Here is a 12,031-nt window from a genome sequence, read left to right as displayed (position 1 = left end):
CGCGGAGAGGTGTCCGAGCCCGGCCGAAGGAGCACGATTGGAAATCGTGTGTACTAGCAAAACTGGTACCGAGAGTTCGAATCTCTCCCTCTCCGCCAGCATGTAATCATACTCCGAAGCTTAACGCTTCGGAGTTTTTTTTGTACCCTAAAACCAGCCGGTACAAAAACTCTCTTCTGTCACTTTTCCTTTCTACACGCACTCCCCATCCTAACACTGTTCAGCGCAGTTCACTCCAGCAAGAATTAACCTTTTGCTTGTTTTCCGTATCCCCCTTGAGTCAACGCAATTGTCGGGCTATGTGTTTGATACTAAGGAGCATGATATGAACAATACGCTGCGCACCAACCCACAACAAGAGCGTGCGATCGCGACTATCAACAACATACTTGAAGCTTCTAAACGCGTCTTGCTTTCTGAAGGGTACGAAAAGTTTACAACAAATCGCGTTGCCGCAGCATCAGGTTTTAATATCGGGACGATCTATCGCTATTTTCCGGATAAAGAGACAATAATTATCCGGTTGTATCAAAAACGCCAAGATGATGCCTTGTTACTTTTAACAAGCTTACTTACCAGTGATATTAAATGGAACGGAGTTGACGAATTTTTTGGATACCTGCTCAAAAAATACATTGCCAATCATTCAGACGAAGATCATGCCATAGCAGTTGAACTGACAAAAGCTGCTGTTATGAACCAACACATAAAGGCGTTAGAAAAAACACATGATGAACGAATTCTCGCTGCTCTGTATGAGGCGGTGACCGAGTATTTTAAACTCGCTCTCGACCGTCGGCTTGTACAATTTTTTCTAGAGCTGGGGATGCAGCTTGCGCTCATGGTAAGCATGAAGCCTGAGGAAAAACGGAGCTACACAGCGGAGCAAGCGATCACTACCATGGTTGCTGCAGTACAAATCCACTGTTTACCCCTGCCTGCAAATTAGATCAAAAAAACCCGCTACTGCTCAGCGGGTTTTTTTAATCAAAGCCTATAAAAAGTCTCGCCAATCTTCTTCATGGCGCTTAGCCATGATTGCCAGCAACTGTTTAATGGGAGAGTACAGCATAGTACAACCAAGCCCTGTTGCAAGCCCGCTAAACGTAATCTGGGGATCTGGATCAATCCCGATAAGATTAAACGCAGTTCCACCAAGACAGGCGATGCCGATAATCAAAGCAACATACCACGCAGCCTGCAATCCCGGTTCTGCACCGTTTGCAAGGTTAAGCAGAAACAGACCATACAAACCCACTGCAAGCACATACGCTGCAAGGCGGACAAAATCTTCATATGGACCTGCGTATAAAAATACGCAAAGCATAGCAGTTAGAACTGACCCCAGCCAGATTCCAGACTGAATATTCATGCCCGTTTCATTATCCAGACGCTTAAGTAAAAAGCAAAGTAACAAGCCTGAGCTAATGAGACAGCCCGCAACAACAGTCCACTTAACTGGAACAAAAAATCCTGCGCTTGCCATTATCACGGCAAGCAGCGCAATACCCGCGCTTGCTAAATCAAACTCTCCGTCACGAACAAAGGCTCGCATCTCACCGAGGAACATTGCCCCGATGCAGCCAAGAATTCCTCCGAACGCTATTGCGGCAAACACACTTCCCGCAGCATAAAAAGCGCTGAGCAGTAACAACAGACACACGCTCCACATAAGCCAGAATGAACGGCACTGCGCAGTAAACACACTACACAACTCACACCATTTAGCCTGTATTGTCTGTTTCATTTTTCAACCTCCATTTCCTTTCCCTTATGGAATGGGGCACTACCACATATGACTACCACCTGCCACCACCACTTTTACGCCGACACCAAAAAGCAGTTTCAGAAATGCCAGCATCACCTCACGACATTCTCAATCTTTACAAGAGTGTAAAAAATGCATTATAGCCCTTAATAATACGCCACTCTTTGAACATTTTTTCAACGCTGTTCACTCTTTTTAAAATCTTCTGCGCTACAGGCTTCTGTAATAGTCTAAATTTCCTATACTTGAGTGATTGATCAGCTTATATTATTTAATTTACAATTTTGTTAAAACCGACTTTTTGTTTGCATTTGAAAGCTTTTTTCTGATAGCAGCGAAGACGAGACCTGAATATTTTTTGCGTTTTTACTTTGGAGTACTCTGTGATTCGTTTCGAACAAGTGAATAAGTGGTACGGAAGTGACCACCATGTGCTTAAAGACATCAATCTTGAAATAAAACAAGGCGAAGTAGTTGTAATATGTGGACCTTCCGGCTCAGGGAAGTCTACCCTTATTCGCTGTATAAACAGACTTGAACCTATCCAGCAGGGCAAAATTATCGTCGATGACATGGATCTTCATAACCCGCGTCTCGACATGACCACGCTACGTGCCGAAATCGGTTTTGTATTCCAGCAGTTCAACCTGTACCCGCATATGACAGTTTTGGAAAACATCACCTTGGCACCTACAATGGTGCGAAACATGCCGCGTGCCGAAGCTGACAGACTTGGAATGGAACTACTTGAAAAAGTTAATATTCCAGACAAAGCAGGAGCATATCCAAGTCAGCTTTCCGGAGGTCAGCAACAGCGTGTAGCGATTGCCCGTGGACTTGCTATGAAGCCTAAGATTATGCTTTTTGACGAGCCAACATCTGCTCTTGATCCTGAAATGATTAATGAAGTTCTTGATGTAATGAAAGCGCTTGCCCGAGAAGGCATGACTATGGCGTGCGTTACCCATGAAATGGGATTCGCCCGAGAAGTGGCAGATAGAGTTATCTTTATGGATGACGGCATCTTAGTTGAAGAAAATACTCCGCACGAGTTCTTCAACAATCCACAACATGATCGCAGTAAAGAGTTTTTAAGCAAAATCCTGTCTCACTAACAGAGGCGCTGCTCACGATTTTGCTTTTTTGTAATTCTGGAGGCTTACCGCGATTGCGGTTGAAAGTAATACACTGAAACTGGGAGTTGTACATGCGTATCAGTAGAGTTCTTGCGTTAACTTTGGCTCTTGTAATGATGGCGTCCGTTGCTTTTGCAGGCCCGTCTTACGACCGTATTATGAAGGATAAAAAAATCCGCATCGGTGTCATGACTGACTCCATCCCTGGTGCATTCTTTGATGCTAAAGGCGAATGGGTAGGCTTTGACTACGACATCACAACTGAACTTGCCAAACGTCTCGGTGTAGACATCGAACGTGTTAAGGTAAACAACAAGACCCGTATTGCATTTATCCAGCAGGGTCGTATCGATGCTTCTGTAGCAAACATGACTCACACTCGCGAGCGCGAAAAGTCCATCGATTTCTCCATCACATATTTCTTTGATGGTCAGAAAGTACTCGCGAAAACAGGCAAATACAAAACTCTTGCGGATATGAAAGATAAGAAGATTGCTACCATGCAGGGTACCACTTCTGAAATTAACGTAAAACGTGCATTGAAAGCTCTTGGCGTTGCTAACCCGGCTGCACACGTTATTTCCTTCCAGAAAGAATCCGAATGTTTCCAGGCTCTCCAGATGGGTCGCGTTGCTGGTTGGTCTACTGATGCAACCATCCTTCTCGGATACGCTTCCAAGACTCCAGGTAAATTTGAGCTTGTTGGTGACTTCCTCTCTGACGAACCTTACGGCATCGGCCTTCCGCAGAACGACTCTGCTCTGCGCAACGCTGTAAACGCAGCGCTTCAGGATATGTGGCGTGACGGTACCTACATGGCTATTTACAACAAATGGTACGGCCCTGACACTCCTTTCGCTATGCCAATGTCCGGTTCTCTCGAACTGTGGCCATAAGCGCCTGATCATACGATCACACCTCGTACGTCCGGTTAGCGCCGGACGTACGTTTTATCGCTGCATTTTGCGGCACGGACGCACATTACGCTGCATTTTTGCTAAAGGGTTTGTTATTTCATGCTACGCTACTGGTTGGAAAAAATTTGGGTTCAAAACACAGTTCTTGCTGTGCTCGGTCTTATCAGCCTCTATTACTGGGGCTGGGTCTTTGATTTCGGGTACGATTTTCAATGGCCTATTCTCTTCACGGTTAACGACACCTACCAACTCAATTTTGGTATTGAAATTCTGAAAGGCCTTTGGCTTACCGTTAAAATTACACTGATCAGTTCGCTTATCGGTATTTCCCTCGGTACAGCGTTGGGGCTTGCACGTCTTTCAGACTTTAAACCATTGAATTGGACTGCAACCTGCATTGTAGAATTTTTCCGAAACACTCCACTGCTTGTTATCCTTTTCTTCTTCTACTTTGCTTTTCCACAAGCACTGCCTGAAGCTGGCAGAGAAATTCTCTTTGAGACACAGTTTGAGTTCTGGACTGCAACATTCGCAGTAGGCATCTACACCAGTGCGTTTATGGCTGAAGTTATTCGTGCAGGGCTTCAATCTATCCCGAAAGGTTTGCTTGAAGCAGCATACTCTTCCGGCCTTACCTACATGCAAGTATTGCGGAAGATCATTCTGCCGCTTGCATTCCGTGAAATTATCCCGCCCCTCGGCAGTGAGTTCCTCAACAACATGAAGAACACCTCACTTGCTATGGTTGTCGGTGTTGCAGACCTTACATGGCAGGCACAGCAGGTAGAAGCGTTAACCTTTAAAGGCTTTGAAGCAACGACCGCCGCTTCTGTTCTCTACCTTGGATTCTCACTCGTTATCGCTTTTATCATTAACGGGGTAGACGGACGCATCCGCTCTTCGAGCAATGGAAAAAACAGCCTGCCTGTTATGTTTATTAATTTCCTGCTTATCCCGATGAGCTGCCTTAACAAAATTTTCATTAACCCTGTGGCCCGCTACATGCGCCAACGCCGCAGAGTTACCATGCAGGCTGGTGTACAGGTTAATACCACACAGCTTATTCTCAAAAAAGTTTACAAGACGCTTGTTCTTATCAGCAAAGGTGCGTTCCTGCTTATTCTTGCCGGCCTGCTGTTTTCCCTTGGAAAAGGGTTCTACAACTTTGACTGGTCTGTCATTTTCAGAGAACTGCCAACCATGCTCATCTGGCAGTTCCCGAATGCAACTGGTGATGACCTGTTTATGGGTCTTGGCGGCTTTTCTCTCTCTTTCATCATTGCCATTGTTGCTATCTTCGCAAGCTTCTTCATCGGGCTTGTTGTGGGGCTTGGACGTAGTTCCGATAACAGAATCTTCCGTATCCCAAGCTTGCTTTACATCGAACTCATCCGTGGTAACCCGTTGATTATCGTCATCTACTGGGTCTACTTCCTGATTCCGGTTCTCTTTGACAGTTTTATCAACACAGTCTGGTCTGCATCAATCGCGCTGACTCTCTTTACAGCAGCGTACCTTGCAGAAATCGTCCGTGGTGGAATTCAGAATATTCCTGCTGGACAGGTTGAAGCAGCATACTCATCCGGACTTTCTTACTGGCAAACCATGCGAAAGATTATTCTGCCGCAGGCGTTGAAACAAATGATTCCGCCAATAGTTGGGCTGTTCATCGCAATTTTTAAAGACACCTCACTGGTAACAGTTCTCGGGGTAATGGAATTAACCTCTGTTACAAAAGCACTGGATAACCGCCTCATGATTGCCTCTATGGAGTTGTGGACCACCGCGGCTGTTCTCTACTTCGTTCCGTGTCTGCTGATGTCAAAATACGCGAAGCGGCTTGAAATGAAGCTGTCGCCGGAACAGATAAACTTAAAAATGTAACACATTGTTAGAATCCAAAGCGCCCCGCTGAATATGTGGGGCGCTTTTTTTATTCCTTAAGAGCAAACAATCGTTAGCCCCATTCACCTGATGATTACTTTATGAATTAAGCCACTTTTTGACTTCTTTCATTTGCCCTTACCTGTACGCATGGCACAATACCACACAAGTATCGGCAGTATTTTACAAGCAGGTGAACTATGCGACTTCGTTCTCTTTTCGGTATTATTTCCAAAGACACCAACTATAATGCAACGACGCTGGATAAAGTGGAAGAAATGGACACATCCGACGGCGTCCTTTCTCCCTGCCCAATTTCCCCTAACTGCGTCTGCAGTAAGCTGCCGCAATCAGACAGTCATTACATTGAGCCGCTTGTTCCCACAGCAAGCACGCTTGCCATATTTCCTTTGCTTGTTGAATACGTCCAGCAGCTTCCCAATGCTGAGCTGGAAGAAAAAGCAAGTCACTATGTCCGTGTAAGTATCAAATCTATGTTCCTCGGGTTCACCGATGATCTGGAGCTCTTTTTTGCGGGCGACAAAATCCATGTGCGATCAGCTTCTCGAACAGGCTGGTATGACTTTGGCGTCAACAGACGACGCGTTGAGTCCATACGTCGATATATGGAAGACGAACTCGAAGGCTGATTCACGCTTTACCACTCTATCCACACAGGATGTACGAATGGGTACACGCGCCTACGATATTATTACGCAGTATCAACCGCAATTTCCAAGGAAGCATGCCGGACGAATTGTTACGGATACCACCGAGTTTATGTCTATTGACTATGGTGACGTCATGCTTCTTGAAGGCAAACACTACCTCGTTACCAAAAATCTTTCAGAACGGCGTTTTGGTCTGGAAGATCCTAAATACTGGGTAAAACGATGCAAAGAATTGGAAACTGGTAGGCATCACATTATCAAGCTCGAGTTTTATGAAAAGTTCGATATCCGCATCGGAACTCTTCAATCAAGTTGCTACCGGAGTCCCCGTAAGGAATCACGAATTCTGAAACTCATTGATGGTGATATGCGCTTTATGCAAGGCAGAACCGTGATGGATGAGAAGGGAAATTGTGTCAGAATATTAGACATTATCTACGGCTCTGAGCTGGATATAGCATTAGATCGCATCACTGTTTCCCATGAGGAATATTTCCACACGATATTCCCAGATTATTTTGCTAAATTTATCGGCGCGGTGAGAGCTATAGAATTTTTGCATCAGCACAGAGAACAACATGGCGACATTCGGCGTGACCACCTGCTGATAGAATCCGGCACAAAAGACTGGCGATGGATAGATTTTGATTACACATTCGGGCTGCGGGACAACCCATACGCTCTGGATTTATTCGGACTTGGAAGTATTTTGCTACTGTTAACCGGACAACGTGAAATCACAGCACAACAATTAGCGACTCAACAACACCCAGTGGCTATTACAACTGCCGATATGGCACTCGCCATGCCATACCGCCTTGCCAACATCCAAAAGAAATATCCGTATATCCCAGACAGCCTCAACAATATTTGCATGCACTTTTCTACAAAAAATACCGTTTTTTATTCATCAGTTACGGAGTTTGTAAGCGCGCTGCTTACATGTTTTCACGAACTCCCCGTATTTACGTCAGCCCGCGGGAGGTATTCATAAGTATGAACATCTACAATATTCTTGTGGCATTTGATTCTTCCAAGCCTTCTTTTGAAGCAGTGGAATACACCGCCAGAATGATCCGATCAGTTCCGGACGTACTTGTAACGCTGCTCTTTATTGAACGGCTTCCGGACAAAGATCTCTTTGAATCTGAGGCGCTTTGGCGTGCAGAATGCGCCGAACTGGTTGTTGATTACAAACGCAAATTAGCAAAGGCGCGTGGATTGCTGGCTAGCAGCGGCATCCACAAAAAGGCCATTAATGAAGAATACATTATCAGCTGCAGTTCTCCGTTTGAAGACGCCAAAGTCTGCACCACCGGTGATTCCATAGCTGAAGATATTCTTGCCATTCAAAAGGAAGGAAACCACGGCACCGTCGTCATCGGTCGCCGCGGTATAAGCAAAGAGGAAGAGTTCCTCTTTGGAAGTGTTTCAACTGACTTACTCCGTCAATTTACAGAGTGCGCCCTTTGGGTGGTTAACTCTAAATGTGACTAACCATATTCTGCTTTTCACACCTGATACGTTTGCAACCCGCAAACGTATCAGGGTGTGCTCTCCTGAAAGAAAACACACCCTGAACAACAACTATCTACTAGAACGTCACAGTAACAGCGGAAGAAGCACGTTTTGCTTTAGCTTTTGCCTTTTCTACATCTTCATCCAATGCCAAGGCTACACCGAGTCTACGACGACCCTGCACTTCTGCCTTGCCGAAAAGAAGAAGCTGTGTTTCCGGCTCGCTCAATGCTTTATCTAAACCAGAGAAGGTTGCCCCTGTTCCGTTTCCTTCCACCAGAACAACGCTTGAAGCTGCCGCACCGCGCTGCACAATTTCAGGAACAGGCAAGCCCAGAATAGCACGGGCATGCAATGCGAATTCACTTAAGTTCTGCGAAATAACAGTCACAAGTCCTGTATCATGCGGACGTGGTGAAACTTCACTGAAGATAACCTCATCGCCCTTCACAAAAAGTTCTACCCCGAAAATACCAAATCCGCCTAAAGCATCTGTTACTGTGCGGGCAATTTCCCGTGCACGTTCCAAAGCAGTGGCGGACATTGGTTGCGGCTGCCAAGACATCCGATAGTCACCGTCTTCCTGATAATGCCCGATAGGCTCACAGAAGCTTGTACCACCAGCATGACGTACTGTCAGAAGCGTAATCTCATAATCGAACTCAACAAAGCCTTCGATAATGATTCTGCCGCCGCCAGTGCGTCCGCCTTCCTGAGAATATGTCCACGCGCTGGTTATGTCGTCTTCAGTTTTTACGGTGCTCTGCCCTTTACCGGAAGAACTCATGACAGGCTTTACCACACACGGCATACCGACTTCTGCTACAGCTTCGCGGTATTCTTCCTCAGTGTCTGCAAAACGATACTTAGAGGTAGGCACACCCAACTCTTCAGCAGCCAGTCTGCGAATGCCCTCTCTGTTCATAGTAAGCCAAGTGGCTTTGGCTGTCGGAACTACAGTTACGCCTTCTTTTTCCAGTTCGAGAAGGGTATCAGTCGCAATAGCCTCGATCTCCGGAACAATCATATCCGGCTGTTCCTTTTCCACTACGTCCCGCAACGCGTTGCCATCAAGCATATTGATAGCGTAAGAGCGATGAGCAATCTGCATGGCGGGAGCATTCTCGTAACGGTCAACCGCAACAACTTCCGCACCAAGGCGCATTGCCTCAATGGCTACTTCTTTACCAAGCTCACCCGAGCCAAGTAACAGAATTTTTGTTGCAGAATGAGTTAAGGGGGTTCCAATTGATGCCATGTCGCTGCTCCTGTAAAAATTAGGGAATCACTATGACGAAAAAAATCTTCAGGCGCACTGTGCACCTTTTTCTGCGGCGGGTTTGTCATACTTTTTTGCCCGTTGCAAGGGGGTGTCTAAACTTGTCTCACTCCTTTTCAGCAAGCAAAAAAAAGAATGATGCGTGATTACTCACGCATCATTCTCATACTGTATCTCTTAATTTTTCATAAACTCAGGCTACGTTATCCTGCCCTTCCATGAATAGAGAAATGGTATTTTTCCCTTCGTTTTTCGATTCATACATGGCCGTATCCGCGCGTTTCATTAAGTCGTCCGGCCCTGTAATATCTTTTGTCCAGCCTGCAATGCCAATACTTGCTTTTACATAAACATTGCTGCCGCACTCCAGTTTAACCGGCTGTTCGAACGACGTAAGAATATTAAACGCAATCTCCTGAGCTTTATCCGATGCAGACATGCTTTCCAAAAGAATGACGTATTCATCTCCGCCAATGCGTGCCACGGTGTCCGTCAGACGTACATTTTTCCGCAATACTGAGGCAACATGACGCAAAACAATATTGCCGGACTCATGACCATATCTGTCGTTCACAAATTTAAAGTCATCCAAATCAATATAGATAACAAAAAACGGAATGCCATCATGAGCAGCTTTGTCGCAAGCTACTTCCAGTTTAGAAAAAATATGTGGCAAATTCGAAAGTCCAGTTAACCAGTCATGATGTGCCAAGACCTCTAACTCATCACGATGTTTCTGACTTTGCTGAATGGTTAACAATGTAAACCACAAGGTAAGTCCAGTTATGGCTGAAAGTACAATCCAAACCCACGCGCAGGTGGTAAAAATATGTTCTTTCATTGCAGTCAGCTTTTCAGCACTGACATGCTGCATAACAACCCATTTATACGGGCTGATTGCAACGGGAGGATATGCCTGAACGCCTTCTCCTATTTTAGGAGAAACCGCAAATGCAGGATTTACAGTTCGCCACGTAAACAGGCCGTTACCGTTACGAATTTGCCCTGCACTTCCCTGCTGAACTTGCTGCCAAATTACCGGATAATGTGCGGCAAAAGTATTCTCGCTGTTCTGCGTATCAGGTGCTTCAAACATAAATGCCCAGCAAAGCGTTTTATCGTTTGAAACAAGCCAGTAGCCCTTGTCATTAAGCAGCATTGGATTACTCAGGTTATCAGATGCAACATCCCGAAAACGCTCAAGCATTTCTGCCGCATAAAAATTAAGCACAACATGCCCTAGTCGGTCACCATGTCCGCTGACTACAGGCGTCATAAAACGGATAACCGGAACATGCGGTACTTCGATTTGTTGATTTTCTATATTGAGATCAAGTGGAGAAACATACACATCACCCGCCCCCAGATTTTGTGCTGCCTTAAAATATGATCGATGTGCTTTAGGTTGAAGCTTGTCTTGTGGAACAATTTTCAACCGACCGAGGTCTCGGTTGATACGGATTTTTTCAAATCCGCCTGCATCAAGAAAACGAACTTGTCCGTACCCACGCTTGTTTTCAGCAAATGAATACAACACGCGAACAGCACGCTCTGTTGCGCCTTTATCACCATCCATCCCGTAAGAAAGGATGTCTGCTAAAATCCGAACATCTGCAAAAGGGACGTTGAAGTCTCCCATAAGACATGCAGTCCGGATACTCACCGCACGGTTCTGGTCGATCCGCACCAACTCTTCTTTTCCGGCTACTTTATCCTGATATATTGCAGTTATTCCTAAAAATATCACATAGCAGCTCACTATAAACAGCAGGAAAAACGCCTTCAACAGTCGGGTTTGCAAACTCCACCCCATATTCCCCCCGAAGAGCATGAATAACGAAAAACAACCGAAAATAACAACTATATAACCTTCAACCATCGCTGACAGGTTCTTATACTTATCGAAATTCTCTATCGTAATGTAAAATATATATAAAGGAACACAAATCTATAACAAAGTAAAACTCTTTACTAAAAAGAAAAAAAGATCGAGATACATTGCATCCCGATCTTTTTTATTCCTATGAACAATAGTGTTCTTTACAAGAACCACAATAGAAAATCGTTCTTTGAAAAGTCTGCAACCAAGAAGAATAGTGCAAAGAAAAGTTGCATAAAAATGACCAGAACATACAGTACAAGTTCTTCTGAGCGTTTTATGGTTTCAACAAAACGAGATTCGCCATCTGCAATATCTCGAATTGCCCACAGTAAGAACATTATTCCAACGCCCCATTGCCAATTGAATATAATACATAATAACGCAAAAATAAGTGCGCATATGGTTCGCCATCTATTTGCAAACATACTTTGCTCCCCTTTCCTGCTAAGTTGGTACAGACTACAACCTGAATTTACGACAAGTACACTATAGTACCTTTGTATAGCACTTAAGGGCAACAGATATAAACTTTTCTCAAGCAAACTGGGCAGATGTTATACAAGCTATACCCCTCACGACAAAACAAATGTGCTCTCTACGATTATTTTTTCTGACATATTGATTGACAGCCTCCGCCTCTATCGATAATAGGAATCTGTACCAATAATAAAAACCATCAGGAGTTCCCAATGGAAGCGAAAGTTCTTGAAGCAATGAAAAACGCAGGTAAACCTGTTCGTCCCGGTGAAGTAGCTGAAGTTTTGGGTGTAGACAGCAAAGAAGTATCCAAAGCCATTAAAAAGCTTAAAGAAGCTGGAGAAATCCATTCTCCTAAGCGCTGCTACTACGCTCCTACTGAATAATAGAGCAATTTTTGCGACTACCTGCATACCTCCTTCACATTTATTTCGCAGTGTAGCCTCGTACCAATGCAAAAAAATAGCCTGTATCGAACGATACAGGCTATTTTTATTGA

Annotated in this window: 12 protein-coding genes and 1 tRNA gene; 9 read left to right on the top strand and 4 right to left on the bottom strand. The window is 44.8% G+C overall.

The genetic code is table 11. From position 1 onward, the window contains the following. The first annotated feature begins 3 nt into the window (after positions 1–3). Together QZY95_RS02305 and QZY95_RS02300 are read left to right on the top strand one after the other, a co-directional pair. Positions 4–98, top strand: a tRNA-Ser gene (locus tag QZY95_RS02305). A 227-nt stretch (positions 99–325) separates the two neighbouring features. Next, complete coding sequence (locus QZY95_RS02300) at positions 326–949, top strand: TetR/AcrR family transcriptional regulator (RefSeq protein ID WP_290918869.1); 624 nt, start codon at positions 326–328, stop codon at positions 947–949. 45 nt (positions 950–994) lie between these two features. Here the strand turns inward: QZY95_RS02300 and QZY95_RS02295 are convergent, their stop codons facing one another. After that, complete coding sequence (locus tag QZY95_RS02295) at positions 995–1,747, bottom strand: hypothetical protein (protein WP_290918867.1); 753 nt, start codon at positions 1,745–1,747, stop codon at positions 995–997. A gap of 404 nt (positions 1,748–2,151) precedes the next feature. On the opposite strand from QZY95_RS02295, the gene QZY95_RS02290 reads away from it, so the two are divergent. The 6 genes from QZY95_RS02290 (at position 2,152) to QZY95_RS02265 (ending at position 7,873) form a co-directional block, all read left to right on the top strand. Beyond that, complete coding sequence (locus QZY95_RS02290) at positions 2,152–2,883, top strand: amino acid ABC transporter ATP-binding protein (protein WP_290918864.1); 732 nt, start codon at positions 2,152–2,154, stop codon at positions 2,881–2,883. A gap of 92 nt (positions 2,884–2,975) precedes the next feature. Beyond that, a complete protein-coding gene (locus QZY95_RS02285; protein ID WP_290918861.1) occupies positions 2,976–3,800 on the top strand; it encodes a transporter substrate-binding domain-containing protein in 825 nt (274 codons plus the stop codon). A gap of 120 nt (positions 3,801–3,920) precedes the next feature. Further along, a complete protein-coding gene (locus QZY95_RS02280) occupies positions 3,921–5,705 on the top strand; it encodes an amino acid ABC transporter permease (RefSeq protein ID WP_290918857.1) in 1,785 nt (594 codons plus the stop codon). Positions 5,706–5,905: 200 nt separating this feature from the next. Continuing rightward, on the top strand, positions 5,906–6,355 hold the full coding sequence (locus QZY95_RS02275; protein WP_290918852.1) for a DUF1499 domain-containing protein: 450 nt from the start codon (positions 5,906–5,908) through the stop codon (positions 6,353–6,355). 37 nt (positions 6,356–6,392) lie between these two features. Beyond that, entirely contained in the window at positions 6,393–7,370 is a 978-nt protein-coding gene (locus QZY95_RS02270; RefSeq protein WP_290918849.1) for a serine/threonine protein kinase, read from the top strand. 2 nt (positions 7,371–7,372) lie between these two features. Beyond that, positions 7,373–7,873, top strand: a complete 501-nt coding sequence (locus QZY95_RS02265; protein WP_290918846.1) for a universal stress protein — start codon at positions 7,373–7,375, stop codon at positions 7,871–7,873. Between the two features lie 97 nt (positions 7,874–7,970). Here the strand turns inward: QZY95_RS02265 and purT are convergent, their stop codons facing one another. The 3 genes from purT to QZY95_RS02250 form a co-directional block, all read right to left on the bottom strand. Beyond that, positions 7,971–9,152 carry a formate-dependent phosphoribosylglycinamide formyltransferase gene (purT, locus tag QZY95_RS02260; RefSeq protein ID WP_290918843.1) on the bottom strand — a complete coding sequence of 394 codons (1,182 nt, stop codon included), beginning with the start codon at positions 9,150–9,152 and terminating at the stop codon, positions 7,971–7,973. A gap of 214 nt (positions 9,153–9,366) precedes the next feature. Further along, positions 9,367–10,920, bottom strand: coding sequence for a GGDEF domain-containing protein (locus QZY95_RS02255; protein WP_290918839.1), 1,554 nt, complete (start codon positions 10,918–10,920; stop codon positions 9,367–9,369). A 293-nt stretch (positions 10,921–11,213) separates the two neighbouring features. Further along, complete coding sequence (locus QZY95_RS02250; RefSeq protein ID WP_290918835.1) at positions 11,214–11,480, bottom strand: hypothetical protein; 267 nt, start codon at positions 11,478–11,480, stop codon at positions 11,214–11,216. A 264-nt stretch (positions 11,481–11,744) separates the two neighbouring features. Here QZY95_RS02250 and QZY95_RS02245 point away from each other — a divergent pair, with 264 nt between their 5' ends. Further along, positions 11,745–11,918, top strand: coding sequence for a MarR family transcriptional regulator (locus tag QZY95_RS02245; protein WP_290918832.1), 174 nt, complete (start codon positions 11,745–11,747; stop codon positions 11,916–11,918). Positions 11,919–12,031 lie beyond the last annotated feature (113 nt).

It is taken from the genome of Halodesulfovibrio sp. (assembly GCF_015482765.1).
Taxonomy (GTDB): Bacteria; Desulfobacterota; Desulfovibrionia; order Desulfovibrionales; family Desulfovibrionaceae; genus Halodesulfovibrio.
This window is presented reverse-complemented; position numbering and strand designations above follow the sequence as displayed.

Coding starts and splice junctions, on each gene's coding strand:
- QZY95_RS02265 (WP_290918846.1), top strand. CDS start 7,373: ATGAACATCTACAATATTCTTGTGGCATTTGATTCTTCCAAGCCTTCT.
- purT (WP_290918843.1), bottom strand. CDS start 9,152: ATGGCATCAATTGGAACCCCCTTAACTCATTCTGCAACAAAAATTCTG.
- QZY95_RS02295 (WP_290918867.1), bottom strand. CDS start 1,747: ATGAAACAGACAATACAGGCTAAATGGTGTGAGTTGTGTAGTGTGTTT.
- QZY95_RS02245 (WP_290918832.1), top strand. CDS start 11,745: ATGGAAGCGAAAGTTCTTGAAGCAATGAAAAACGCAGGTAAACCTGTT.
- QZY95_RS02300 (WP_290918869.1), top strand. CDS start 326: ATGAACAATACGCTGCGCACCAACCCACAACAAGAGCGTGCGATCGCG.
- QZY95_RS02250 (WP_290918835.1), bottom strand. CDS start 11,480: ATGTTTGCAAATAGATGGCGAACCATATGCGCACTTATTTTTGCGTTA.
- QZY95_RS02280 (WP_290918857.1), top strand. CDS start 3,921: ATGCTACGCTACTGGTTGGAAAAAATTTGGGTTCAAAACACAGTTCTT.
- QZY95_RS02275 (WP_290918852.1), top strand. CDS start 5,906: ATGCGACTTCGTTCTCTTTTCGGTATTATTTCCAAAGACACCAACTAT.
- QZY95_RS02270 (WP_290918849.1), top strand. CDS start 6,393: ATGGGTACACGCGCCTACGATATTATTACGCAGTATCAACCGCAATTT.
- QZY95_RS02285 (WP_290918861.1), top strand. CDS start 2,976: ATGCGTATCAGTAGAGTTCTTGCGTTAACTTTGGCTCTTGTAATGATG.